Here is a 24,415-nt window from a genome sequence, read left to right as displayed (position 1 = left end):
ACACGCGGGCGTGCGCGCAGGGGATTTCAAACGGTCGCGGGAGCCGATCGCGGGGCGGGGCGTTCAATGGCCGTTCAGGCCGAACCGATTATCCGACACGGCCCGGATGCGGGTTTGACCCTTGCTTATCCGCCATTTAGGGAGCGTCGCGACGTCTTTGCCTCCCCCTTGTCAAAGACGATCCGAGATTATCCCGTGAGGAGAGACACAAAATGCGTTTCGTAAAGGCCACTCTCGCCGCGGCCGTCGCCGCAGGCACCGTGACCGTCGCGCTGGGTTCGGCACCCGCCGTCGCCCAGCAGGAAAAACAGGCCGCGATCACGGTGAGCGAAGAATTTCGCGCATCGGCAACCGCTGCCGAGACCGCCGTCAAGGCCCAGGATTGGAACGCGGCGCGTACCGCGCTGACCACCGCCAGCGGCATAGCGAAAACCGATGACGAGCGTTATTTCGTTGCCGCACTGGGCGTGCCGGTCGCCGCCAATCTGAAAGACAACAAGACGCTCGCCACCTATCTCGACGTGCTGATCGCGAGCCCGCGGACGCCCGCCGCTGACCTCCCACGCTATACGTTCCTGCGCGGCAATATCGAGTTCGAGACGAAAAATTACGCCGCTGCACTGCCGCTGCTTCAGAAGGCGCAGCAGGCCGGTTTCCAGAACGAAAACCTGCCTGTTATGATCGCTTCGGCCAATCTGCAGACCAACAACCTGCCCGCCGGACTAGCCGCGCTGGACCAAGCCATCAAGGCGAGAGAATCCGCCGGTCAAAAGGCACCCGAGTCCTGGTATAATCTTGCCGTTTCGCGGCTTTACGCTGCCAAGGATCGTGCAGGTACGGCACAATGGCTGCAACGTCAGATCAGGGCGTATCCGACCGCCGTGAATTGGCACAAGGCGATTGCCGTCTATCGCAACGGCCAGGGTGCCGCCGCGCTCGATAAAGGTCAGATGATCGACCTCTATCGCCTCCAGCGTGCGTCGAACTCGATGGCTAATCTGAGCGATTACATCGAATATGGTGATGCCGCGACTGGAACCGGGCTGCCCTGGGAGGCCAAAGCCGTGATTGATCACGGCCGCGCCAACGGCAAGGTGCCGAGCGGCAACGCCATCGCCAATGAGATTCTTACCCAAGCCAACAACGGCATTCGTTCGGAAGGCTCGCTCGATGCGGCGGAGAAGCGCGCGCGCGCGGCCGCAAACGGGACGTCGGCGGCATCAACCGGCAACGCCTATCTGGCGAGCGGCAACTACCCGAAGGCGATCGAATTGCTCAACCTCGCGCTCGAAAAAGGCAGCGTCAACGCCGATGAGGTGAATACCCGTATCGGTATCGCTCATGCGATGGCGAACCAGAAGGATCAGGCAAAGGCGGCCTTCGCAAAGGTTACCGGCGCGCCGCGCAGCGAGATCGCGGGATTCTGGCAGCTTTGGCTGGATACCGGTTCGACCGGTCCGGCACCGACGGCGACTGCCACGCAGGGCTGATCGGCTTTACGCCAATAGCGAAAAGAGGGGGCGCGGACCGATGGGTTCGCGCCCCTTTGCTTATCGTCAGCGTTGCGGATGGTCAGAGTTCGGAAACGGGAATGCCGGGCATCTGCTTCGAAGTACGGATCGTCAGCGATGTCTTGACGCTGGTGACGTTGGGTGCTGTCGTCAGCTTGGTCGTCAGGATTTCCTGAAAGCTCTTCAAATCCGTCGCGACGATCTTCAAGATGAAGTCGATTTCGCCATTCAGCATGTGGCACTCGCGTACTTCGGGAATCGTCGCCACATGCGCTTCGAATGCGGCCAGATCGCTTTCGGCCTGGCTGCGCAGCGCCACCAATGCGAAAATCGTGATGCCATAGCCAAGCGTCACCGGATCGAGATCGGCATGATAGCCGCGGATCGCCCCCGCCTCCTCCAACGCACGCACGCGGCGCAGACAGGGCGGAGCCGTCAACCCCACACGCTCGGCAAGCTCGACATTGGTCATCCGACCATCTTCCTGCAACAAAGATAGGATTTGCCGGTCGATGCGGTCGAACGCCATTCTTCACTCCCGATTTCTACAGGGATCGGATTCGAATGCCGCCCCGCGCCGGAACATAAGATAATTGCAAGGAAACGCAATTGTCCCACAATGCAACGTCCCAGAAAATGCACGTATCAAAGCCGGACAGCGCTGGATAAGACGCCAGCACGGCGCGGATTTTCGCGGCGAAGCGGGCGATTTTGGTGCGGTTCGACGACAGCTTCGAAACGGTCTTGGCAAGCGACGTCGATTCGGGCGTCGCCGCGCAATCGACCTGGCGCCAGATCGTCGATCTGGTCGCGCGCGGCCGTGCACCGTTCGACGACCGTGCCCGCGACAAGCTGGAGGCGCTGCGCCCCCGCGTGCCCCGCGCCATTCGCGTCGCAAGCGTCCAGACGCTCGAATGGGCCAATCCTCCAGCGACGCTGGTCGAGTATCTGGCGGTCGACGACGTCGCGGTCGCCCTTCCACTATTGCGTGGCGCACAACTTTCCGATGCCACCTGGATCGCTCTGCTCCCCGCGCTGACGCCACCGGCGCGCGCCGTAATGCGCAATCGCCGCGACCTTTCTCCTGCCGTCCTTCGGGCGCTCGACGCCTTTGGATCGGTTGATCTGGTGCTTGGAGACGGAGCGCCGGCCAGAGGCTCGGCTCAACCGGTAGCCAAACCGTCGATACCGCGCCAGTCGCGTTCGTTCGTATCGCTGGGATCGGTCGCATTCGACATGCCCGTGGTCGCCGAAGCGGTGCGCCGCGCCGAAGATGGTCGAGCCAATGACGGCCCGTTTGAAATCGCCGAGGTGGTCGCGCGTATAGACGCGTTTCAGCGCCAGCGCGCAGAAGAGCCGCCCGTGCCCTTCGCGGCTGCGGTGCCCATAGCGGCGGCCACCTTTCGCTTCGAAACCAATCGCGATGGCGTGATCACCTGGGTGGACGGAATCAATCGCGGGGCGACCATCGGATTAGCGCTGGCGCGGCCCGACACCCCTGGCACCAGCGCGACCGATGCCGTTATCTCGGGCGCATTGCGTCGCCGCGCCGGATTTCGCGATGCCCGGTTGCGGATCGACGGCAGCTCGGAAGCGGGCGGCGACTGGTTGTTGTCGGGCATTCCGCTATTCGATCCGGCCAGCGGGCGTTTTCTTGGGTATCGCGGCACCGCGCGTCGCCCGCGCGCTGGCGACCGGGCGAGCGCTGGCGATGGCCCACCCGCCGAATCGATGCGCCAGTTGGTCCATGAACTGCGGACCCCCGCCAACGCCATTTCGGGCTTCGCAGAAATGATCGAGAGCGAAATTCTCGGCCCTGTGCCCGCGGTGTATCGCGAGCGTGCAAAGGTGATTCGCGATCAGTCTAAACTGCTCGTCGGCGCGATCGACGACCTGGACCTGGCTGCACGGATCGAAGGCGACAGCCTGGAGCTTCGTCCGCAACCCGTCGCGATCGCTGCACTGATGCGCGACGTGGCCCGCGACCTAGAGGATCTCCTGGCGCTGCGCGGCGCCGCCTTCGAAATCCGCGACGACGAAGTCGAAGTGGATGGCGACCGGCGTGCGATCGAACGGCTGATCGGACGCCTGTTCGCGACGCTCGCCGCTTCTGCACAACGGGACGAACGGCTCATGGTGCGGATCGCTGCTCATCCCGGCGCGGTCGAGATCGAGATCGCGCGTCCCGCCGGGCTCGATATCGAAGCGCTCGACGCGGCGGAAGGCCCGGCGCACGATGCCGTACTGCTGGGGGCCGATTTCGCGCTACGCCTCGCGCGCAACCTCGCACGCGAACTGGGGGGGCGGTTCGACCTTCTGCCGGATCGGCTGCGGCTGGCGCTCCCGGCGGTGACACGGGTTGCGGCCTCGGAAGGATCAGGGCATCACCCCTGAATGACAGCGCCACTGCGCGGCTATCGACCGACGCCTCCATCGTCCGCGCAGCGAATCGAGTGGCCCGACGATTTCGGCACGCGCTTTACGCTGATGGTCGATACCGAAGAGGAATTCGACTGGGACGGACCATTCAGCCGCGACAACCGGTCGACCCGTGCGATCGCGGCTCTGCCGACCGCGCATCGCCGCTTTGCCGATCGCGGGATCGGCGTCACCTATCTGGTCGATCATCCGATCGTCACGTCACCCGCCGCCGTCGATACGCTGGCCGAGTTACTCCGCGACGGGCACTCGGCGATCGGCGCGCAACTCCACCCCTGGGTTACCCCGCCGTTCGACGAGGCAATCTCCCCTGAAAATAGCTTTGCAGGCAATTTGCCCGCCGATCTGGAGCTTGCCAAGATCGCGGCGCTGACAAGCGCGATTACCGCCGCGTTCGGCGCACCGCCGCTGATCTATCGCGCCGGTCGGTACGGCATCGGCCCGGCAACCACGGCGCATCTGGGTGACCTGGGCTACCGGATCGATAGTTCGGTGCGCGCGCATTACGATTATTCGGCGCAAGGCGGCCCCGATTTCTCGGCACTGGGCAACGACGCGTTCCGCCACGCCGACGGCATTGTCGAGCTACCGCTCACCACGATATTCACCGGATCACTGCGCCGCCACGGTGCAAGACTCTATCCCCGGCTCGAATCGCTGCCGATGACCACGTCGCTGGCGGCACGCAGTGGCCTGCTTGCCCGTGTCGCGTTGACGCCCGAAGACATGCCGTTGATCGACGCGCTGGAGGCGGTCCGCGTCGCAGCCGGGGAGGGGGTGCGACTGCTCAATTTCTCCTTCCATTCCCCGACCGTCGCGCCCGGCAACACGAAATTCGTGCGCGATGCGGGCGATCTGGCGGCGTTTCATCGGTGGTGGGACGCAGTGCTCGATTTGCTCGACCGTCAGTCCATCCGCCCGATCGACCATGACGGGTTGATCGAAGCACTCGACCGCGCCCGATGATCGGCGCTTGCGAGCGGCCACCGACCTCCGCTATCGCGGGCGGCGCTGGGGGCCTGTAGCTCAACGGTTAGAGCTGGCCGCTCATAACGGCTAGGTTGCGGGTTCGATTCCTGCCGGGCCCACCAGCGGCTTTCGGTCCAGACGACAGGGCCGACCGCATTTCGGTTGCGCTTTCCCGCGCTTGCGGGCAAAGCGCGGCCCAGTCGGGGAGTGGCGCAGGCTGGTAGCGCACCTGGTTTGGGACCAGGGGGTCGCAGGTTCGAATCCTGTCTCCCCGACCATTTCGTTTATGCGCCAAGCTTCGATGCTTTCATGACGACGCCCGAGCCGTTTACCGAGCAATTTGCCACATTTAGGGCTGGGGCATGGATGGGGCGATCGTCTTTTGGAAGGCGCTTTATCGCCCGCACCCGTAGCGTGGATCACCGCGGGCGAAGATTTCCATGTTGGGCCAACCCGTGCGCGGCGACACTGCGCGCCGGTCAATCGCTGAATTAATCGAACGCGGCGATTTAACGCACATCTCGCGAACCACCACGTATCAACGAGCAAAGTAGCAATGTAGCCAGCGGCGCAACAGTGCGGCTGAAGCTGTGAGGATTAAAACCGGGAGGACCAAGCGCGAAACTATTTGGAGACGGCTTCGCGCTCGGTATTGACCCTCCCGGCGCGAACTGGGGAAGAACCCGATCCGCAGAATCAGTTTTATCGCCAGTCGCTTGGCATTTCAACCATGGCAACCTGGTTTTGACGCAATTTGTCTCAAAAACGATACAAAAAGGGGCAATTCAGTCCAGCAAACCCGCGCGATTCACGGGGCGGAACGGTTGCGCAACAATGCGCTGATTTGTTTCCCAAATTGGGAATGCTCGCGGGGGAAGGCGTAGAAAAGTCTCGTTGAGACACAAATTAACGCTTTTTTAGGATGGGATTCGCGGATCGCTTGGATTAGGACTCGCCCTGCCTTCGGGGGAATGGCGACTCACATACTTCGCTAATCCCCTGACGGACGCGCGTTCGACTCGGAACCTATGGAGACGGTTCTTTCGATCGCGTGACACGCAACTGGGGAAGAACGCCATGCTGGTATCAGCGGTGGTGCTTGCCGCGATCGGTCTGCCGATCGCGAACGGCCCAACTCGTGCCGATAGTCCGCCCTCTGGTGCAGGGACTGTGCGGACCGAAAACGCACGGTCGATCGATGTCGTCGTACAGGGACGCATCGCGCAACGCTGCGCGATCGGGGACATTCCAAATACCAATTTCGGCAATCTGGAGCGTCCCGGCCTGGGCATGTCGGCGCGCGTCGCGCTCGACTGCAACATCCCGTTCGACATGGAAATCAAGGCCACCAATGGCGGCCTGACCCACCGCACGATGCCGGGCGGGCAGGGGCCGTATGCGGGCATGCTACCCTATAGCCTGGGCGTGGAATTTCCGGTGCGCCGTCCGCAAGCGAGCATGGTGAGCCAACGGTTCGAGAGCCGCCAACTGCGCGGGAGCGGCGGCGTGGTCAGCAGCCTGGACGGTATCGCCACCCAAGGCATGACAATCAGCGTCGATATGGGCCAGCCGCAAAGCGAGGCCGGACTACTTGCTGGTGAATATTCCGAAACCATCACAATTACGATCGCTCCGCGTTAGTCGTGCCTAAATAGAACAAAAATAAACCATTTATATGAGTCGCCAACTACAAATAGAGTAATTCATAACCTTAAGGCCGGTATTTTTGGTCTGTACAATGTGGTGCAGCTACAATGCATCAACAACTATAGCGTTAGGCGAAGTCAATTCCGACTAGGCCTACACTTGAAAAGGAATGGAAAACATGAAAACCCTTCTTCGCGCATCGCTCGCAGCAGCAGCCCTGATGGCATCGGTCGGCACGGCTCAGGCTCAGAATGGGACCACCACCAGCGTCACCGATTTTGGGACGTTTCTGCAGTTCGGGCTGGGCACGTTCGTGAACCAAACAACGGTTTCGCTCTTCGGTGACACCCAAACAGCGAGCCCGACGGTCACCAAGACGTTCGCTCTGACGGGCAATGTTAACAAGGATTGCTCCTACTATATTGGCAATGGCGACCTTGCGAACCGTAACATCAGCCTAGGCACGATCGGCATTCGTACGAATGCGGGCGAAACCGTCACCAATGCGTTCGACATGGTCGGCCCCGCAGGTGCGGTCATCACGAGCGGCACCGCAGGTTGTAACTTCAACAACACGGTAACGATCACGAAGGCGAATGGCACCGACGGCCTGGAGAATCAGGTTGCGAGCGGTTACGACACCAATCAGTTCCAGGCGAACCTGCCCTATACCGTCAATGCGAATTGGACGGGCGTTCAGGGTGCGGGCACGATCGGTGCCGGCACGGGCCAAAGCCTGACGGTCGGGCTGAACGAAGCGACCGATCAATGGACCGGTGGTGCATGGCGTTCGGGCTTCGTACTGACTTTCGGCGTGCCGGTTGCATCGCTTGGTCTGGTCGCGGGCACTTACACCGACACCGTGACGGTCGAACTGAAAGCACTTTAATCGTTGATGCCTTGGGGGAAGGGAAAGGCCTCGGCCTTTTCCCTTCCTTCACCTTTTTGTCGCACCTTCCATTAGTCGATAATCACAGTATCGCGTTCCCGGGGGGGGAAACCATCATGCACGGAATGACCAGATGGCCTGCACGAATCGCAGCCGTCTTCATTATGGTCGGTGCGCTCGCCACCGGCCTGTCGGCGATGCGAGTTTCGCCAATGGTAGTCGAGATGGAGACGACCGGCGGCAATGCGACGGCGCGCGTCGAGGTCCAGAACATCAACAAGTCCAACCTGCCGTTCGAAACCCGGGTCACCTTGGCCGAGTTCAAGAATGATGGCACGATCGCGGAAACGGCCAAGGACGAGGATTTTCTGGTTTTTCCGCCTCAGGGCTTGTTGCCACCCAACGGCCGCCAAGTCATGCGCCTCCAATGGGTCGGCGGCGCACTGGAAGAATCGCGCGCCTATTATCTTTCGGTCAACCAACTTCCGGTGCAATTGGAGGAAAATACCGAGGGCGGCGCAGGTGCGCAGGTCCAAGTGCTGTATAATATGAAAGCTTTGGTGATCGTGGCACCACCGGGAGCGCAACCGGACGTTTCTGTCGTTTCCGCCCGAGCCGAACCGTTTCAGCCACCAGCACCACCTCAAGGCGGACCGGTGCCCGAGAAGGTGCCGGGCATTGCTGTCACCTTGCGTAACACCGGCAAGCGGCATGCGATGATGTCCGGGTTGACCTGGCTTATTGACGGCAAGGACAACAAAGGCACGGCAGGTCGCCTGATCCTGACGCCGGAGGACCTGGCAAAGGGTATCGGCACTGGGTACATCGCCGCCGGAGGTGGCGAGCGGACCTTCCGTATCGCAACCAACGTCATCTTCGGCAACGAGCCGCTGACGGTCCGTTTTCAACAGCCATGACCCGACACGTCCTGCTGGCGGCGGCGGCCTGGGGCGCGATTGCGGCCGGGACCGCCAATGCACAGGTGGCGGTGCCTCTGCCTCGCACGACGCCGTCGATTCCGGTTCCCCGGCCTGCGCCGACACCCGTTCCGGCGCCAGCACCTGCTCAATCGGCTCCTGCACCCGTCCCGGGTCAAACGAGCGTCCCGCTACCCGTCGATACCAGCACCCCTGCGCGGACTCGTGAAACGCCGGTGGCCGTGGACGCCGACGGGCGTGCGGTCATCCCGATCGGGAAACATGGTCGGCCCGACATCAATCCCTATGACCGGGACGTCGATATGACGGTTCCGCTCATGTACCGCGAACGATCGCTTGGGGATGTCGCGGTACAACTTACCCATGACGATCGCTTCTTTCTGGAAGCCGCCGATTTTCAGCGCCTGATCCGCCCGATGCTTCGTAAGGAAGCGCAGGAGGATCTTGCCGATCGCCTGCAAGGAAAAACGCGGTTCTCCAGCGAAGATCTGGGCCCCACCGGGGTCGGGTTGGATTACGACCCCAGCACGTTGTCCGTGGTCGTCGTCCGAATCGACCCCAGCCAGCGCGCGGTCGAGAGCCTGTTCGGCATCGACACGCGCGAGGACGAAGCGCCGGATATCCCGGCCGCGGATTTCGCCGCTTATCTGAACGTCAATGTCGCGCAAAGCTATGTCTGGGGTGACGGCGCACCGCCTCCGTCGATCGCGCTCGACTTCGCTACGCGGTTCGGCGGCGGCACGGTGATCGAGGCCAGCGGCGATTTTTCGGAACGCAACCAGTTCGGCGGCGGTAGCAGCGAATATGGGTTCGACCGGAATTTCATCCGTGCCGTATACGACGAACCCGAGGCTTTCCGCCGCTGGTTTGCCGGCGACCTGCAGCCCGAATTCCGTGGGCAGCAAAGCTTCGTCCGCATGGGCGGGGCCGGGGTCACGCGCCAGCGGCGTCGGTTCAACGACATCCGTTCGTCGGTCCTGCAGGCCAACCGCCAATTGATTCTGGAGCGTGATTCCAGCGTTCGCATCATTCGCAACGGGGTGCTATACCGCGAGTTGCGGCTGGATGCCGGCGCATATGATTTCAGCCAGCTCCCATTGGTCAGCGGCAGCAACGACGTTCAGATCGAAGTGCGCGATTCCAGCGGCGCGGTGCAAAATCTGGCGTATCAATCCTATCTCGACCCTATCGATCTGGAGCCGGGTGACTACGAATACGCCGCGTATCTCGGGCCCACCAGCCGCACCTTCGGCCGGTCGCCGGTCTATGACGGGCCGGTCGCCTTCACCGGTTTTTTTCGCAAGGCGTTCCTCGATCGACCGTCGATCGGCGTCGGCCTTCAAGCGAGCAAGCATGTTCAGACGGTAACCGGACAAACCCAATTTATCCTGTCGAACGGCGGGCGCATCCTTTTGGATGGTGCGGGTTCAAACTCTACCCGTGCAGGGCAAGGGGGAGCGATCGGTGTCTCCTACGATCAGTTGTTCGACCGCGGCGGGTTGATTGATTCGTTCACCATTCGCGCGGACTATACTTCACCGCGCTTCGCCTCTTTGGGGAACGAAGAAGGACGCAATCCTGTCAAATTATCGGTCAATGCCCAGTATAGCTATGCGTGGAGCACGAGGCTGACGCTGTTCGGTAGCGCCAGCTATCTCAACAATCGCGATGGTCGGGGCGACAGCTATCGGATCGGTCTGTCATCGAACTACCGGCTCGACCGGCGTTGGAGCGTGCGCGGCGGGGTAGAATATTCGCGCCTTCCAGCCGCTTTCGGTCGAAACGGAATCGGATTCAACGTTGGGCTGGTCTTCACCCCAAGCATTCGCGACCGTGCCGAATTGCGTCACGAGAGCGTGACGGAAACCACCCAGCTCAGCTATACCCGCTATGGTGGCAATCGGCTCGGCAGCGTCGGGTTGGGGGCTGTCGTAACCCATCGTCCCGACGCGTTGAGTGCCGAAGGATTTGCCGACTACACCGGCAATCGCTTCGATGCTTCGGTCAGCCATGCATCGTTTGGGCAGAGCTTTGGCGCATTTGGACAGGAAAATGTCTCGTCGTTGCGGGTCGGAACCGCGCTTGCCTTTGCCGACGGTGCTTTTGGAATCGGTCGGCGCATCCCGGATGCTTTTGCGATCCTTCACCCGCATCCCAATCTGGACGGCCGGTCGGTCGCTGCGGGACAGTCGATCTCCAATAATGATTTCCTGAGCAAAAGCGGTGCGCTGGGCGGCGCAGTCAACAACTTCCTGACCTCATACGTCACCCAATCGATCCAGTATGATGTTGAGGATGCACCGGTCGGTTACGATATCGGTCCCGGCGTGGTCCGCGTTCGTCCGCCCTACCGGGGCGGCTATTCGGTACGCGTGGGGACAGACGCGTTCGCCAGCGCGACCGGTACGCTGCGCGACACGGCGGGCAAGCCGGTGTCCCTGGCAGGCGGCCGTATCATTCGACTCGATGCGCCTGACGAAGAGCCGGTCCCGTTCTTCACCAACTCGGCCGGGCGCTTCGCTATCTCCAACCTACGCGCAGCCACGCGCTACCGGGTCGAGCTGTTCGCTCAGCAAACCAGCTTCGAATTCGACGTTCCCGCCGACACCACCGGGCTGGTCGATCTGAAGATGGTGTCTGTGGCCATCGTCCAATGAGGGGTCCGCAATGCGCGCCAATTCGCTGACATATCTATTCGCCTGCGGCTGCGCGGCGATCGCCCTGTCCCCGGAACGAGCGGCGGCGCAGCGCAACGCCTGCCAGATCCGTGTCGAGACCAATCCGGTCGATTGGGTCATTCGCGGATTTGATCCGTTCGAAACGCAGTTGCCCGTTGCAACATTCGATCTGGTGCTGGTCAATGATGGCGACGCCGATTGTACGGTCTCGCCTTTATTCCAGCTTGACCGGGATGGTTTCGGGTTGCGGCCCCAACAAGGGGGGCAGCCACTATTCTACAGCCTGTACGATCAAACCAACGGCATCGACGCAACGCCGCGAGCAGGCCGCAGCCAGCGTCGCGCGACGACCCCCCGCGTGCGGGTCGCCGCGCGTCAGCAGCAGATGGTCCGCTATCAGTTCGCGGTGGAAACCGACGCTATGCCCGGCGACGGAATATTCAGCCAGCAACTGTCGGTTGAACTGGAGGACGAGCGCGGCTTGGTGGTTGGTCAGCGGCGGATCATGGTCGGGATCGACATTCTGCCGTCCGCCAGGATCGGTCTGGCTGGGGCATACCGGATGAACGACGGACGGCCAACAATCGACTTGGGAGAGTTACGCGAAGGCACGGCACCCGTTCCGCTGCAACTTCGCGTTGCCAGCACCCGTCGATATCGTCTGGGATTCGAATCCCGCAATCGCGGACGGCTGATGATCCCCGGCACAGAATGGGCGGTCGATTACCAGCTCCGAGCCGGCGACCGGACCATAGCGCTGAATCGCGGCATCTCAGAAATTTCTGGCGGCGACGGACGCGGTTATGCACGTGACGCCGTTCCGATCCATTTCGTGATCGGAGAGGTGTCGAGCCAGCGCGCAGGGCAATATTCGGATGTCGTGACGATAACGGTCGCGGCGCAATAACGCCGAATTAACCATTTGCGGCTATTTCTGAAAGCGGGCCCTTAACGGTTTCAACACATCTGATCGTCTAGACTTGCTCCCCTAGGTGCAAATCAGTCGAAAGACGTCGGATGTTGAAATACTCGCTCATTGCCACGATCGCCCTGGCCACCATCGCCGCGCCCAGCGCCGTTGGCGCGCAGTCGAGCACGGGTTATCGCCTGTCGCTCTCGGTGCCGGTTGTCTGTCAGGTGCGCCACGATGCGTCGGGCGCGGGGTTCAACGGCACGGCGTATAACCTTGGCCGACTGAACGAATATTGCAACGCGCCCGCAGGTTACGATCTGCGCGTCAGCTATGCACCCGGCGCGTTGGAGGGCATGGTTCTGGTGCTCGGCAACCGCAACCTTATTCTCGACGGCTCAGGCCAAGCGATGATGAGCGGCGCGGACATGCCGAACATTCAGCAACGGCCGCTCGTCGCGATCCCGAGCGAAGTCGGGTTCAACACGGATCGTTTGGAGTTTCAAATCCTGCCGCGCTGAACGACGATGACCTGAAAGACGACTGAGTTTCGCCGACGAGTAGGGCCCTAGGCGTCGTTACGCTGGTGTAAACCTGCCCTGTTCGTCCATCACATGCAGAATGCCGTCCCGAATCGCGAAATAGGCGCCGTGGATTTTCAGTTTTCCGACGCGTTCGCGGTTGGGAACGAACGGGAACGTGCGCAGATTGGCGATCGACACGCGGACGGTTTCCAGTTCGAGCGCGTGGATCGCTTCGGGCCCATCGCCATATTCGGCGATCACGCGATCGCGCGCGTCGTCGAGCAAATCGATCCAATGGGCGATGAACCCGCCGCTGCCGGGTTCGGCATCGCTGAAACATTGCGACAGCGCCGCATGGACGCCACCGCACGCGCCATGCCCCATCACCACGATCTCCTCCACCTCGAGCTGAGTCACCGCGAATTCGAGCGCGGCGGAAACCCCGTGCCGACCGCCGCCCGCCTCGAACGGCGGCACCAGATTGGCGACATTGCGTACGACGAAGATCTCGCCGGGCGAGGTATCGAAGACCTGCGCTGGATCGACCCGGCTGTCGGAACAGGCGATCACCATTACCTTGGGGCTCTGGCCTTCGCTCAGCGTCGCCCAACGGGCGCGCTCGATCGCCCATTCCTGATCGCGAAAGCGATGATAGCCATGGATGAGTTCTGCGAATCCGGTCATCCGCGTTCCTTAGCCGGGATGCGCCGCGACGGGAACGCCTCCTAAGCTTGTGCCTCGCGTCCGTGATGGCTATCTCGCGGGGCATGAACGACCCCACGCCTGTTGTCCGTCCGCCCCGCCAGCGCAAGCCCGACTGGATCCGGGTGAAAGCGCCGACATCCGCCGGTTTCGCCGAGACCAAGGCGATGATGCGGGCGAAGAACCTGACGACCGTCTGCGAAGAGGCCGCGTGCCCCAATATCGGGGAATGCTGGACCAAGAAGCACGCGACGGTGATGATTCTGGGCGATACCTGCACTCGGGCCTGTGCGTTCTGCAACGTCAAGACGGGGATGCCGCGCGCGGTTGATGCGATGGAGCCCGCCCATGTCGCCGAAGTGGCAGTGCAGATGGGGCTGGCGCACATTGTCATCACCTCGGTCGATCGCGACGATTTGCCCGACGGTGGCGCGTCGCAGTTCGTGAAGGTCATCCACGCCATCCGCGCGGCGGCACCCGCCACCACGATCGAAATCCTGACACCCGATTTCCGTAACAAGGCGGAGGCCGCGGTCGAGGCGATCGTGGCGGCGCGGCCCGATGTCTATAATCACAATCTGGAAACCGTCCCCCGTCTTTATCCGACGATCCGGCCCGGCGCGCGATATTATGCGTCGCTGCGGTTGCTGGAGAGCGTGAAGAAGCACGATCCGTCGATCTTCACCAAATCGGGCGTTATGCTTGGCCTCGGCGAACAGCGGCTGGAGGTGCATCAGGTGATGGACGACATGCGCTGCGCCGATGTCGATTTCCTGACGATGGGGCAATATCTGCAACCCACCCCGCGCCATGCCACGGTCGAGGATTTCGTGACCCCGCAGGCGTTCGATGCCTATGCCGCGATCGCGCGCGCCAAGGGGTTCCTTCTCGTCGCCTCCTCTCCGTTGACGCGTTCGAGCTATCATGCGGGCGACGATTTCGATAAAATGCGCGCCAATCGCGAGGCGAAGCTGGCGCGGAGCGGGCAGGGCGTTACCGCCTGATGCCCAAACACGAAGAAACCCGGCACCTTCCCTATTCGCCGGACCAGATGTTCGACATGGTCGCCGATGTCGGGCGCTACGGCGAGTTCCTGCCCTGGGTCAGCGCGATCCGCGTGCGGTCGGACAGTGAAACCGAAATGGTCGCCGACATGATCGTCGGGTTCAAAGGGTTGCGCGAGACGTTCACGTCAAAGGTGCAAAAGGAACGCCCCGATCATATCCGCGTCGATTATCTCGATGGGCCGCTGAAATATCTCAACAATGACTGGACCTTCCGCGCGGATGGTGACGGCGGATGTTATGTTGATTTCTGCGTCGATTTTGCGTTCAAGAACCGGATGTTCGAAATGCTCGCAGGGCAAGTGTTCGACCGCGCGCTGCGCAAGATGATCGGCGCGTTCGAGGATCGGGCGAAAGTGCTTTACGGCAGCGACGGGGTTTCGTCGGCTGCCTGATCGTCACCCAGCGGGTTCGCGCCGGGCATCAACAGGTCGAGCGCACATAATGCCGCTTGCAACCGGATGCCGCCCCGGCCTTCATCGTCGAAATGGCGCTCGTCGGCCACTACGTCGCGCGGATTGCTGCCGCGTTCGGCGCGCGCGAAGACCACGGTGCCGACCGGTTTTTTGGCCGATCCGCCACCCGGCCCGGCAATCCCGGTGATCGCCACTGCCACGTCCGCCTGAGAACGGGCGAGGGCACCCTGCGCCATACTCCACGCCACCGCCACCGATACGGCACCGAACGTCTCGATCAGGTCGGACGGCACATCGACCGCGCCCTGTTTGGCTTCGTTGGAATAGGTGACGAAGCCGATGTCGAACACATCGGACGAGCCCGGCAGCTCGGTCAGTGCCGCCGATACCAGCCCGCCGGTGCAGCTTTCGGCCACCGCGATGCGGCGACCGGCCTCGCGATTGGCGTCGAGCACACGCTTGGCGGCGGCAACCAGCTTGTCGGGCAGCACATAGTCCATCAGGCCGCGACCGGACAGATGCGCAGCCGCGACGGCACCCGGTTGCGGACTTCGGAGCGTTGGTCGTTGGTTGCGACCTGCGCGAACAGCACGGCTAGGCCAGCCAGGTTGCGCGCTGGAAGCGGCTCCATCAGCGTAACCGCACGGTTGATCGTCAGGCAATCCTGCGCGCGAATTTCCTTCACCAGCAATTCGGTCATCATCGTGCCGACCAAAGGTGCGGCGAAGTCCGAATCGAGCATCGTGCTTGCTTCGGGCTGAATCTTCGCGATGGCGCGTTTGGCGGTCGGCCACGCACCGCGCGATTCCGCCTGGTACTTAGCAAGGAACGGGCTCGACAGACGACGCAACATCGCGTTGGCGGGCAGGTTGTTCGCGCATAACTGCCCGGCGCGCTGGAGCATTTCGGGCGCAACGAACAGGAACAATGCTTCGGCCTCCACGGTCGTCACGCAATTGCGGCTGGCCTGTTCAGCCTGCGCGATGGGTGCGGCGACAATCGCGGATAGGGCGGCGGCAAGGCCGATGAACGGGATACGCTTCATATACTGGAAACCCCTGAAAAACGGACGGTGGCAACGGCCTGCGCAGCAATGCCTTCACCGCGCCCGGTGAAACCGAGCCGCTCGGTCGTCGTCGCCTTGATGCTAACCCGCAGCGTCGGCAGCCGCAACAGATCGCCGATCCGCGCGCGCATCGCCTCGCGGTGCGGACCGATCTTGGGCGCTTCGCAGATGAGCGTCAGGTCGATAAAGGTGACGCGTCCGCCTTCGTTTTCTACCAGCGAAGCCGCGTGCTGGAGGAACTGGGCGGAGTCGGCACCGCGCCATTGCGGGTCGCTCGGCGGGAAGTGCGTGCCGATATCGCCCGCCGCAATCGTACCGAGCAGCGCGTCGGTGATGGCATGGAGCGCGACGTCCGCATCGCTATGCCCGGCCAGCCCCTTGTCGTGGGGGATGCGAACGCCACCCAGCCATAGTTCTTCGCCTGCGGCCAGGCGGTGAACGTCGTAACCGCTGGCGGTGCGATATTCGGGAGTCGCGGCGAAGCGCGATTCGACCTCAGCAAAGTCGGACGGATAGGTCAGTTTCTCAAGCATCTTGTCGCCTTCGACGAGGATGACGTCATGACCGCTGGCACGCGCGATCTGGGCGTCGTCGGTGGCTTGCACCTCGGCGGGCCATGCGCGGTGCGCCTCGAGAATTGTAGGGAAGCGGAACGCCTGCGGGGTTTGGATACGGTAGAGTGCGTTGCGATACACGGTCTCGCCCAAACTCATTCCGTTCGTTTCGAGCGAAGTCGAGAAACGTGAACTGGACGCGTGCGACCGTTTCTCGACTTCGCTCGAAACGAACGGGGAGGGGGAGGGCTCCAAGCCGCGCGCCAGCGTATCCGCCACCGGCAGGACAGGGACCGCGCCCTCCGCTGAATCCAGTGCCGCAGCCAACCGGTCCACCACCGTCCCCGGCACAAACGGACGAGCGGCGTCATGGATCAGCACCCGCACCGCGTCACCGCCCGCCAGATATTCAAGCCCTTGCAACACTGAATCCCGCCGTGTTGCGCCGCCTTCGACCCATTCGACATCGCCCAGCGCATCCTCGAGCAGCCGCTGCTGGCCCGCCCCGATCACTACCACCACCCGGTCGATCGCGGGATGCGCCACCAGCGCCGCGTGGCTATGCGCGATCATCGGCCGACCGCCGACGCGCGCGAACTGCTTGGCGAGTGCCTGGCCCGAACGCGCGCCATGCCCGGCGGCGACGATCAGTGCGACGGTGGTTCCGCTGGACATGTTCCCGCGCCTAGCCCAGCGCACGCGGCGCCGCCAGCCTTGCGTGGCTAGGGGAGTTCGCGTATGGGCTGCCTGTTTTTCAGGCACATCGATGACCAAGCTCAGCCCCATCCAGATCGGACCCGTCCGGATCGACGCCCCCGTCCTGCTCGCGCCGATGACCGGCGTGACCGACTTGCCGTTCCGAAAGCTCGTGCGCCGCTATGGTTCGGGCCTGAACGTGACCGAGATGATCGCCAGCCAGGCCGCGATCCGCGAAACGCGCCAGTCGATCCAGAAGGCCGCATGGGATCCGATCGAGGAACCCGTGTCGATGCAGCTCGTCGGCTGCACTCCGAAGGAAATGGGCGAGGCGGCCAAGCTGAACGAAGATCGCGGCGCTGCGATCATCGACATCAACATGGGCTGCCCAGTGCGCAAGGTCACCAATGGCGACGCCGGTTCGGCGCTGATGCGCGACCTAGACCATGCCGCCCAATTGATCCGCGAGACCGTTGATGCGGTCAGCGTGCCCGTGACGCTGAAGATGCGGATGGGGTGGTGCCATGACAGCCTGAACGCGCCCGATCTGGCGATCATGGCAGAACAGCTTGGCGTCAAGATGGTGACCGTCCACGGGCGTACGCGGAACCAAATGTACAAGGGATCTGCTGACTGGGCGTTCATCCGCCGGGTCAAGGACGCGGTGTCGATCCCCGTGATCGCCAATGGCGACATTTGCACGCTGGAAGACGCCGATGCCGCGCTCGAACAATCGGGTGCGGACGGCATCATGATCGGCCGGGGCGCCTATGGCCGCCCTTGGCTGCTGGGTCAGATGATGGCTTGGCTGACCGAAGGCAAGCGCTTGGCCGATCCAAGTCTCGAAGAACAATATTGCATGATCGCAGAACATTACGACGCGATGCTCGATCATTATGGTGAGATCACTGGCGTCAACATGGCGCGCAAGCATATCGGTTGGTACACCAAGGGGCTGACCGGATCGGCGGAGTTTCGCAATAAGGTCAATCAGGTCCCGGATTCGCGCGTCGTGAAGACAATGCTCGCCGACTTCTACGCCCCCTATCGCACGCGCGCGGCGGCATGAACGAAGCGGCGAAGACGCCCAGCTTCGCCGAACTATTTGCCGCGCTGCCGGTCTCAACGCTCGTCCTCGATCCGCAGGGGCTGATCGCGCATGCCAATGGCGCGGCGGAACATGTGCTCGGCTTTTCCGAACGCGCGCTGGTCGGCAAGAAACTGGAATCCGCGATCGAGCCGCCGTCGGGCTATGCCGCGCGGCGTGAGGGGCACGGGTTTGCCGCCTATGATGTCGATATGGAACGGTTGCGTGGTGGGCGACTGCGCGGCGATTTCGTCGAAACCTTGGTGGTGGATCACGATGGCTGGCGGATAGTCACCCTCCACGAAGCTCCGCAATCGCGCCGCCTGGGGCATGGTCCGGAACGCAGCGCGGGCGCGCGCGCGGCGATCGGCGCCGCGGCGATGCTGGCGCATGAGATCAAGAACCCCTTGTCGGGGATTCGCGGTGCCGCACAGTTGCTGGCCGACGGCATCGACGAACCGGAATCGCTGACGACGCTGATCACCGACGAGGTCGACCGGATCACCGCGTTGATCGACCGGATGGAGGATTTCACCAGCCATCGCCCGTTGCGGTTGGAGTCCAACAATATCTATCCGCTGCTGTCGCATGTCCGACGCGTGGCGCTGGCGGGGTTTGCGCGCGATGTGCGGATTGAGGAACGGTACGATCCGTCGCTCCCCCCGGTGATGACCGATGCCGATGCCTTTCAACAGGTGATGATAAATCTTTTGAAAAATGCATCGGAAGCCACTGATCTACAAGCCGATCGTTCGATCGTGATCGCAACTGCCTATCGCCACGGTATGGCTGCCAGCCCTGCGCCGGGTCAGCCGCGCCGCCCCCTCCCGATCGAGGTTGCGGTGATCGACAATGGCCCCGGCGCGCCAGAGGATATTGTCGAGCACCTGTTCGAACCCTTTGTCACCGGCAAGCGCGAGGGGCGAGGGCTGGGCCTGCCGCTCGTCGAAAAGCTGGTCGGCGAGATGGGCGGCATCGTCCAGTACGAACGCGAGGGCGATCCGCCCCACACCATGTTCCGCATCCTGCTGCCAAGGGCACCACAATGACGCGCCAAGCCATCATTCTGGTCGTTGATGACGATGCCGCGATCCGGACGGTCGTCAGCCACGCATTGCGCCGTGACGGGCACCGGGTCGTTGCGGTCGACAGCCTGAAGGCGCTCCACGCCGAACTGGCCCACGACATACCCGATGTGCTCATCACCGACGTCGTCCTGCCCGACGGCGACGGGCTGGAAAATGCCGCCGCGCTTGCGGCCGAGCATCCCGCGCTGCCGGTGATCGTCTTTTCCGCGCGCAACACACTGGCGACCGCAGTACGCGCCAGTGAAGTCGGGGCGTTCGATTATCTGCCCAAACCGTTCGATCTGGCGGCGCTTTCGGCAGCGGTGGCAGGCGCGCTGGAGCGGGGTGCCGGTCCCGAAGCCGCGATTGACGAGGACGAAAGCGCAGGGCCGCTGATCGGGCGGTCACCCGCCATGCAGGACGTGTACCGCGTGATCGCGCGCGTCGTATCGAACGACCTGACCGTCCTGATTTCCGGAGAATCGGGGACCGGCAAGGAACTGGTCGCGCGTGCAGTCCATGATCTGGGCGCGCGCAAAGCCGGCCCTTTCGTGGCGATCAACATGGCCGCCATCCCGCGCGAATTGATCGAGGCGGAGTTGTTCGGCCACGAACGCGGCGCATTCACCGGTGCGCAGGCGCGGGTTGCGGGCAAATTCGAACAGGCGACCGGTGGCACGCTGTTTCTCGATGAGATCGGGGACATGCCGATCGAAGCGCAGACGCGGTTGCTCCGGGTGCTCCAGTCCGGCGAGTTCACCACGGTTGGCGGTGCGCGCACGATCCGCGCCGATGTCCGCATCGTCGCTGCGACCAACAAGGAACTGACCGCGCTGGTCGCGTCGAACCAGTTTCGCGAAGATCTATTCTATCGGTTGAATGTCGTGCCGATGATGTTGCCGCCCTTGCGCGATCGGCGTCAGGACGTCGCGCTGCTGTCCACGCATTTCCTCGACCGAGCGGCAGCGGACGGCTTGCCGCGCAAGCGCCTCGACGCACAGGCGGTCTTGTTGCTGGAGGCGCATGACTGGCCCGGCAATGTCCGCGAGCTGGAAAACGTCATGCGCAGGCTGGCCGCGCTGGGGCGTGACGAAGTTGCCGGGGCAGGGGAATTGCGCCGCCTGCTGGCCGATGGTGTCATGACGGCAGGTGCCTCTTCCGCGCCTCCGCCCACCGACGATATCGAAGCGGCCGTCCGCGCGCGTATCGCCGGGATTGAACGCGCCGCGCCGCATATGCTGGAGGACGGCACGCTCTACGACCGCATCATCGGCGAGGTCGAACGACCGCTGATCGAAGCCATGCTCGCGCGCCATGGCGGCAACCAGCTCCGCGCGGCACGGGCAATGGGGATCAACCGCAATACGCTGCGCAAACGCCTCGACGATCTGGAGATCGACACCCGGCCGCCGCGCCGAAGCGGTGGGGACTAGCGTCGGGTTGCCGCCGATTGTGTGTTCTCTTGGCAACAATCCCGTTGTATCACCGCAACGATGACTGTTGCCGAAGCGCCGCCACGCGAAGCAGAAGTGCCGACTAGACGGCGCTTCACGGTAACGCGCACGGTCGAGTTCGCGGTTTTCGCGGCTTTCGCCTCCGTACTGATCGCGACATATTTCATCCTTGCCGATGCGGAGGCGGGCGAACGCCTGCTGACGCCGCCGCTGGTTGCGCTGCTACTGGTGTCGAACCTGATCCCTGCGGTCGCGCTTATGGTTTTGTTGGGCCGTCGAATTGCGCATCGACGAGCGGCGGACTCCCCGATTGGTGGGGGGGGCAAGCTTCACGTTCGCCTGGTCGCAATCTTCTCTGTGCTGGCCAGCGTGCCGACATTGCTGCTCGCAGTGTTTGCTTCGCTCCTGTTCCAGTACGGTGTCGAATTTTGGTATTCCGATCGTGCGCGCGGCATGCTCGAAAATGCGGTGGCGCAGGTTCGGGACAATTATGCGCGCGAACTCGACCGGATCGTCCGCCAGGCGCCGCCAATGCGCGAAGACCTGTTATTCTATCTCCAGTCGGCAAATATCGAGGACAAGCAATTCGTCAACGGGCTGGTCTTCCAGCTTTATCAACGCGAATTGTCCGAAGCAGCTATTTTACGGATGACCGATCAAGGCGAGTTCCAGACGCTCGCCATCGTCAATCCCTATGACCGCGAACTGGACGGAATCCTCACCCCTCAGCGTTTTGCGGCAGCCCGTCAGAGCGCCAGTGCCGTGCCCATTTCAGAACCGGATCGGATCGGGGTGCTGGTTCGGTTCGACGATAGCGACAACACGTTTCTTTATGCCGCGCGGGTATTCGAAGACGATCTGGGTATCCAGATTCGACGAGGCGAAGAGATTATCGCGGATTACCGCGCACTCCGCGAACGGTCTCAGCGGCTCCAGATCCAGTTCAATGCCGCACTGTTGATCCTTTCGATCATGATCGTCGGGCTGGCCGTGTTCGTCGCCCTCGCCGTGGCCGACCGTCTGGTAAGGCCCGTCAGCGAATTGGTGGGCGCAGCGCGACGGGTTGCCGATGGTGACCTGACTGCGCGCGTGACGACCCCGAAATCGCAGGACGAGATCGGGACGCTTGCCAACGCGTTCAACACGATGACCGACCAGCTTCAGCACCAGACCAATGCATTGGTATCGGCCAATTCGCAGATCGAATCGCGCCGTGCGTTGATCGAAGCGGTGGTCGAAGGAGTCACCGCCGGCGTCGTGTCGATCGCGGGTGATCGCTCGATCCGGCTGATCAACAGCTCGGCGCTGGCGATGTTGAAAGCGGGTGAGGGGCAGGCGCTCGATCGTCCGCTGGCCGAGATCGCGCCCGAACTCGACCATCTGCTCGACAGCGATAGCCGCGAAGCGGTCGTTCAACTTACCGCGGGGGGCGACGCGAGAACGCTGGCGGTGAAGATCGCGGCGGACGGCGACGGGCGCATCCTGACCTTCGACGACATCACCCAGCAATTGCTCGATCAGCGGCGTGCGGCATGGTCCGACGTCGCGCGGCGGATCGCGCATGAGATCAAGAACCCGCTGACTCCGATCCAGCTTGCCGCCGAACGGCTCCAGCGACGTTACGGAAAGCAGATCGCCAGCGACGACGGCACGTTTGCGCGCCTGACCGAGACGATCGTGCGCCAGGTCGGCGACCTGCGCAGGATGGTCGACGAATTCTCATCCTTTGCAAGAATGCCAAAGCCCGTTTTTCGCGAGGAATCGGTCATCGACCTAGCGCGTCAGTCGCTGTTTCTCCACGAAGTCGCCCATCCCGCAATCCGCTTCTCGATCGATCACGGCAATGTCTCACCCAGCCTGGTCTGCGACCGTCGCCAAATCGGTCAAGCATTGACGAACATCGTCAAGAACGCCGTCGAAGCCGTTGAAGCGAAAGAGTTTGATGAGAGCGAAGGTGAAATTTCGATGACGCTGCGCGAGGCGGCGGACGATCAGCTTATCATCGAGATCGCCGACAATGGCGTCGGGCTTCCGATCGAGCGCGACCGCATCGTCGAACCTTATATGACAACGCGCGCGCGGGGCACGGGGCTGGGGCTCGCGATCGTCAAGAAGATCGTCGACGAACATTTCGGCACGATCAATTTTGCCGACCGTCCCGGCGGGGGGACACTGGTGACCCTGTGCTTCGACGCGCACCTGCTGGCCAATATGTCAGGTGCGGGCGAGGACGAGGGGGGAGCGGGCGAAGCGCGGCCCGCGATGTTGACGCGCAACTCCAATGGTTGATTTGATATGACACTCGATATCTTGGTCGTCGACGACGAGACCGACATCCGCGAACTCGTGGCGGGGGTGCTGGAGGATGAGGGGTACGAGACCCGCGGTGCCGCCGACAGCGATGCCGCGCTGGAGGCGATCGCGACGCGGCGCCCCAGCCTGGTCCTGCTCGACGTCTGGCTTCAGGGTTCTCGGCTCGACGGGCTCGACCTGCTCGACGAGATCAAGCGGCGCGATCCATCGATCCCGGTGCTCGTGATCTCCGGTCACGGCAATCTTGATACCGCGGTTGCCGCAATCCGGCGGGGCGCGTCCGACTTTATCGAGAAGCCGTTCGAAGCCGAACGCCTGTTGCTGATGGTCGAGCGCGCGACCGAAACCGAACGATTGCGGCGCGAAGTCGCCGCCTTGCGCGCATCGGCAGGGCGCGAGGACGACCTGACCGGCAGTTCGACCGCGATCAACGCGGTACGCGCAACGCTGAAACGCGTGGCGGGGACCGGCAGCCGCGTCCTCATCACCGGGGGCGCAGGCGTCGGCAAGGAAGTCGCGGCGCGGCTGCTGCATGGCTGGAGCCAGCGGACCAACGGCCCGTTCATCATCGTCAACGCCGCACGCATGACCCCCGAGCGCGTCGAGGAAGAACTGTTCGGGGTCGAGCGCGAGAACGACCTCGTTCATCCCGGCCTGCTCGAACAGGCGCATGGCGGTACGCTGTTCCTGGACGAGATCGCCGACATGCCGGTCGCGACCCAGGCGCGCATTCTGCGCGTGCTGACCGACCAGAGCTTCACCCGCGTCGGCGGCCAACGCATGGTCAAGGTCGACGTCAGGGTCGTCTCCGCCACCGCCCGCGACCTGACCGTGGAGATTGCAGAGGGGCGCTTTCGCGAGGATCTGTATTACCGCTTGAACGTCGTTCCCGTCGTCATCCCGCCGCTGTGCGACCGACGTGAGGACATCCCGTCACTGGTCGATCACTTCGTCGCCCATTATGCCAGCGAACGCCGCGTACCCACGCCAGAGGTCGCGTCCGACGCCATGGTCGCGCTGCAATCCTATGAATGGCCGGGCAATGTCCGCCAGCTCCGCAACGTCGTCGAACGCACGATCATCATGGCACCGGGCAACCGCATCGGCCGCATCGACCTCGACCTCCTGCCCGCCGAAGTGTTGGGCGCGCCAGAGGGCGGGGAAGGGGGCTTTGGCGGCAATGTGGTTATGGGGGCACCGCTTCGCGAAGCGCGCGAGACGTTCGAGCGCGAATATCTGCGCGTCCAGATCCGACGCTTCTCGGGCAATATTTCGCGCACGGCGAGCTTTATCGGCATGGAGCGCTCTGCGCTGCATCGCAAACTCAAGATATTGGGCATCACCGAAACGCGCGAGGAATGAGGGGGTGGTGCTGGACGAACCGCACCTGCGACCCTAGATTACGACCGTATCCCGCCATGGGGGCGGGTGCTCGACGCCGGATGCCGGCGCAATGCGGGGCCATGACCCCGCCAAGAAAATAAAGGCAAG

Annotated in this window: 21 protein-coding genes and 2 tRNA genes; 18 read left to right on the top strand and 5 right to left on the bottom strand. The window is 62.9% G+C overall.

Annotated features, from left to right (window positions below; all coding sequences use genetic code 11):
• The first annotated feature begins 212 nt into the window (after positions 1 to 212).
• Positions 213 to 1,490 (top strand): tetratricopeptide repeat protein, encoded by a 1,278-nt coding sequence (locus tag ENHY17A_RS12120; protein WP_159713045.1) that lies wholly within the window; start codon positions 213 to 215, stop codon positions 1,488 to 1,490.
• 82 nt (positions 1,491 to 1,572) lie between these two features.
• Here ENHY17A_RS12120 and ENHY17A_RS12115 read toward each other — a convergent pair whose 3' ends face one another.
• The gene (locus tag ENHY17A_RS12115; protein WP_159713043.1) at positions 1,573 to 2,040 is read right to left on the bottom strand and encodes an Lrp/AsnC family transcriptional regulator; all 468 of its coding nucleotides are present in this window, start codon (positions 2,038 to 2,040) and stop codon (positions 1,573 to 1,575) included.
• A gap of 185 nt (positions 2,041 to 2,225) precedes the next feature.
• Here ENHY17A_RS12115 and ENHY17A_RS12110 point away from each other — a divergent pair, with 185 nt between their 5' ends.
• From ENHY17A_RS12110 to ENHY17A_RS12065, 10 genes are all read left to right on the top strand, one after another.
• Entirely contained in the window at positions 2,226 to 3,905 is a 1,680-nt protein-coding gene (locus ENHY17A_RS12110; RefSeq protein ID WP_236547924.1) for a sensor histidine kinase, read from the top strand.
• Complete coding sequence (locus ENHY17A_RS12105) at positions 3,906 to 4,916, top strand: polysaccharide deacetylase family protein (protein ID WP_159713041.1); 1,011 nt, start codon at positions 3,906 to 3,908, stop codon at positions 4,914 to 4,916.
• 49 nt (positions 4,917 to 4,965) lie between these two features.
• A tRNA-Ile gene (locus ENHY17A_RS12100) sits at positions 4,966 to 5,041 on the top strand.
• A gap of 79 nt (positions 5,042 to 5,120) precedes the next feature.
• A tRNA-Pro gene (locus ENHY17A_RS12095) sits at positions 5,121 to 5,197 on the top strand.
• Positions 5,198 to 5,996: 799 nt separating this feature from the next.
• A complete protein-coding gene (locus ENHY17A_RS12090; RefSeq protein WP_159713039.1) occupies positions 5,997 to 6,560 on the top strand; it encodes a hypothetical protein in 564 nt (187 codons plus the stop codon).
• Between the two features lie 184 nt (positions 6,561 to 6,744).
• The gene (locus ENHY17A_RS12085; protein ID WP_159713037.1) at positions 6,745 to 7,455 is read left to right on the top strand and encodes a hypothetical protein; all 711 of its coding nucleotides are present in this window, start codon (positions 6,745 to 6,747) and stop codon (positions 7,453 to 7,455) included.
• Between the two features lie 125 nt (positions 7,456 to 7,580).
• A complete protein-coding gene (locus ENHY17A_RS12080) occupies positions 7,581 to 8,372 on the top strand; it encodes a fimbrial biogenesis chaperone (protein ID WP_236547923.1) in 792 nt (263 codons plus the stop codon).
• Positions 8,369 to 11,050, top strand: coding sequence for a hypothetical protein (locus ENHY17A_RS12075; protein WP_236547922.1), 2,682 nt, complete (start codon positions 8,369 to 8,371; stop codon positions 11,048 to 11,050). Before ENHY17A_RS12080 ends, ENHY17A_RS12075 begins: the two co-directional genes overlap by 4 nt.
• 10 nt (positions 11,051 to 11,060) lie before the next feature.
• Positions 11,061 to 11,978 (top strand): hypothetical protein, encoded by a 918-nt coding sequence (locus ENHY17A_RS14765; protein ID WP_236547920.1) that lies wholly within the window; start codon positions 11,061 to 11,063, stop codon positions 11,976 to 11,978.
• A 110-nt stretch (positions 11,979 to 12,088) separates the two neighbouring features.
• Positions 12,089 to 12,502 (top strand): hypothetical protein, encoded by a 414-nt coding sequence (locus ENHY17A_RS12065; RefSeq protein WP_236547919.1) that lies wholly within the window; start codon positions 12,089 to 12,091, stop codon positions 12,500 to 12,502.
• A gap of 57 nt (positions 12,503 to 12,559) precedes the next feature.
• Here ENHY17A_RS12065 and ENHY17A_RS12060 read toward each other — a convergent pair whose 3' ends face one another.
• Complete coding sequence (locus ENHY17A_RS12060) at positions 12,560 to 13,189, bottom strand: carbonic anhydrase (RefSeq protein ID WP_159713033.1); 630 nt, start codon at positions 13,187 to 13,189, stop codon at positions 12,560 to 12,562.
• 83 nt (positions 13,190 to 13,272) lie between these two features.
• On the opposite strand from ENHY17A_RS12060, the gene lipA reads away from it, so the two are divergent.
• Positions 13,273 to 14,211: a lipoyl synthase gene (gene lipA / locus ENHY17A_RS12055; RefSeq protein ID WP_159713031.1), complete on the top strand. Its 939-nt coding sequence runs from the start codon at positions 13,273 to 13,275 to the stop codon at positions 14,209 to 14,211.
• The gene (locus tag ENHY17A_RS12050) at positions 14,211 to 14,666 is read left to right on the top strand and encodes a type II toxin-antitoxin system RatA family toxin (protein ID WP_159713029.1); all 456 of its coding nucleotides are present in this window, start codon (positions 14,211 to 14,213) and stop codon (positions 14,664 to 14,666) included. The genes lipA and ENHY17A_RS12050 overlap by 1 nt, the downstream gene beginning before the upstream one ends.
• On the opposite strand, the gene ENHY17A_RS12045 is transcribed toward ENHY17A_RS12050, so the two are convergent.
• The 3 genes from ENHY17A_RS12045 to ENHY17A_RS12035 are packed head-to-tail and all read right to left on the bottom strand — an operon-like array spanning position 14,633 to position 16,982.
• Positions 14,633 to 15,187, bottom strand: a complete 555-nt coding sequence (locus tag ENHY17A_RS12045; protein ID WP_159713027.1) for a CinA family protein — start codon at positions 15,185 to 15,187, stop codon at positions 14,633 to 14,635. The two genes, ENHY17A_RS12050 and ENHY17A_RS12045, sit on opposite strands and share 34 nt — an antisense overlap.
• On the bottom strand, positions 15,187 to 15,732 hold the full coding sequence (locus ENHY17A_RS12040) for a hypothetical protein (RefSeq protein WP_159713025.1): 546 nt from the start codon (positions 15,730 to 15,732) through the stop codon (positions 15,187 to 15,189). The genes ENHY17A_RS12045 and ENHY17A_RS12040 overlap by 1 nt, the downstream gene beginning before the upstream one ends.
• A complete protein-coding gene (locus ENHY17A_RS12035; protein WP_159713023.1) occupies positions 15,729 to 16,982 on the bottom strand; it encodes a bifunctional 2-C-methyl-D-erythritol 4-phosphate cytidylyltransferase/2-C-methyl-D-erythritol 2,4-cyclodiphosphate synthase in 1,254 nt (417 codons plus the stop codon). Before ENHY17A_RS12035 ends, ENHY17A_RS12040 begins: the two co-directional genes overlap by 4 nt.
• A 91-nt stretch (positions 16,983 to 17,073) precedes the next feature.
• Between ENHY17A_RS12035 and dusB the strand changes: the two genes are divergently transcribed.
• From dusB to ntrX, 5 genes are read left to right on the top strand one after another with little or no spacing between them, the layout of a single operon-like run.
• A complete protein-coding gene (gene dusB, locus ENHY17A_RS12030) occupies positions 17,074 to 18,072 on the top strand; it encodes a tRNA dihydrouridine synthase DusB (protein WP_159713021.1) in 999 nt (332 codons plus the stop codon).
• Entirely contained in the window at positions 18,069 to 19,139 is a 1,071-nt protein-coding gene (locus ENHY17A_RS12025; protein WP_159713019.1) for a two-component system sensor histidine kinase NtrB, read from the top strand. The genes dusB and ENHY17A_RS12025 overlap by 4 nt, the downstream gene beginning before the upstream one ends.
• The gene (gene ntrC / locus ENHY17A_RS12020; protein WP_159713017.1) at positions 19,136 to 20,590 is read left to right on the top strand and encodes a nitrogen regulation protein NR(I); all 1,455 of its coding nucleotides are present in this window, start codon (positions 19,136 to 19,138) and stop codon (positions 20,588 to 20,590) included. The genes ENHY17A_RS12025 and ntrC overlap by 4 nt, the downstream gene beginning before the upstream one ends.
• A 60-nt stretch (positions 20,591 to 20,650) precedes the next feature.
• Positions 20,651 to 22,900: a sensor histidine kinase gene (locus ENHY17A_RS12015; protein ID WP_159713015.1), complete on the top strand. Its 2,250-nt coding sequence runs from the start codon at positions 20,651 to 20,653 to the stop codon at positions 22,898 to 22,900.
• A gap of 6 nt (positions 22,901 to 22,906) precedes the next feature.
• Positions 22,907 to 24,286, top strand: coding sequence for a nitrogen assimilation response regulator NtrX (ntrX, locus tag ENHY17A_RS12010; RefSeq protein ID WP_159713013.1), 1,380 nt, complete (start codon positions 22,907 to 22,909; stop codon positions 24,284 to 24,286).
• Positions 24,287 to 24,415 lie beyond the last annotated feature (129 nt).

It is taken from the genome of Sphingomonas sp. AX6, from assembly GCF_902506605.1.
In the GTDB taxonomy this organism is placed as follows: domain Bacteria; phylum Pseudomonadota; class Alphaproteobacteria; order Sphingomonadales; family Sphingomonadaceae; genus Sphingomonas.
The sequence above is the reverse complement of the archived record's forward strand: the minus strand, read 5'-3'. Positions and strand labels throughout refer to the sequence as shown.

What these genes read in the sequence shown, in the direction of transcription:
- ENHY17A_RS12120 (WP_159713045.1), top strand. Translation starts at nt 213, where the DNA reads ATGCGTTTCGTAAAGGCCACTCTCGCCGCGGCCGTCGCCGCAGGCACC.
- ENHY17A_RS12115 (WP_159713043.1), bottom strand. Translation starts at nt 2,040, where the DNA reads ATGGCGTTCGACCGCATCGACCGGCAAATCCTATCTTTGTTGCAGGAA.
- ENHY17A_RS12105 (WP_159713041.1), top strand. Translation starts at nt 3,906, where the DNA reads ATGACAGCGCCACTGCGCGGCTATCGACCGACGCCTCCATCGTCCGCG.
- ENHY17A_RS12090 (WP_159713039.1), top strand. Translation starts at nt 5,997, where the DNA reads ATGCTGGTATCAGCGGTGGTGCTTGCCGCGATCGGTCTGCCGATCGCG.
- ENHY17A_RS12085 (WP_159713037.1), top strand. Translation starts at nt 6,745, where the DNA reads ATGAAAACCCTTCTTCGCGCATCGCTCGCAGCAGCAGCCCTGATGGCA.
- ENHY17A_RS12080 (WP_236547923.1), top strand. Translation starts at nt 7,581, where the DNA reads ATGACCAGATGGCCTGCACGAATCGCAGCCGTCTTCATTATGGTCGGT.
- ENHY17A_RS12075 (WP_236547922.1), top strand. Translation starts at nt 8,369, where the DNA reads ATGACCCGACACGTCCTGCTGGCGGCGGCGGCCTGGGGCGCGATTGCG.
- ENHY17A_RS14765 (WP_236547920.1), top strand. Translation starts at nt 11,061, where the DNA reads ATGCGCGCCAATTCGCTGACATATCTATTCGCCTGCGGCTGCGCGGCG.
- ENHY17A_RS12065 (WP_236547919.1), top strand. Translation starts at nt 12,089, where the DNA reads ATGTTGAAATACTCGCTCATTGCCACGATCGCCCTGGCCACCATCGCC.
- ENHY17A_RS12060 (WP_159713033.1), bottom strand. Translation starts at nt 13,189, where the DNA reads ATGACCGGATTCGCAGAACTCATCCATGGCTATCATCGCTTTCGCGAT.
- lipA (WP_159713031.1), top strand. Translation starts at nt 13,273, where the DNA reads ATGAACGACCCCACGCCTGTTGTCCGTCCGCCCCGCCAGCGCAAGCCC.
- ENHY17A_RS12050 (WP_159713029.1), top strand. Translation starts at nt 14,211, where the DNA reads ATGCCCAAACACGAAGAAACCCGGCACCTTCCCTATTCGCCGGACCAG.
- ENHY17A_RS12045 (WP_159713027.1), bottom strand. Translation starts at nt 15,187, where the DNA reads ATGGACTATGTGCTGCCCGACAAGCTGGTTGCCGCCGCCAAGCGTGTG.
- ENHY17A_RS12040 (WP_159713025.1), bottom strand. Translation starts at nt 15,732, where the DNA reads ATGAAGCGTATCCCGTTCATCGGCCTTGCCGCCGCCCTATCCGCGATT.
- ENHY17A_RS12035 (WP_159713023.1), bottom strand. Translation starts at nt 16,982, where the DNA reads ATGTCCAGCGGAACCACCGTCGCACTGATCGTCGCCGCCGGGCATGGC.
- dusB (WP_159713021.1), top strand. Translation starts at nt 17,074, where the DNA reads ATGACCAAGCTCAGCCCCATCCAGATCGGACCCGTCCGGATCGACGCC.
- ENHY17A_RS12025 (WP_159713019.1), top strand. Translation starts at nt 18,069, where the DNA reads ATGAACGAAGCGGCGAAGACGCCCAGCTTCGCCGAACTATTTGCCGCG.
- ntrC (WP_159713017.1), top strand. Translation starts at nt 19,136, where the DNA reads ATGACGCGCCAAGCCATCATTCTGGTCGTTGATGACGATGCCGCGATC.
- ENHY17A_RS12015 (WP_159713015.1), top strand. Translation starts at nt 20,651, where the DNA reads ATGACTGTTGCCGAAGCGCCGCCACGCGAAGCAGAAGTGCCGACTAGA.
- ntrX (WP_159713013.1), top strand. Translation starts at nt 22,907, where the DNA reads ATGACACTCGATATCTTGGTCGTCGACGACGAGACCGACATCCGCGAA.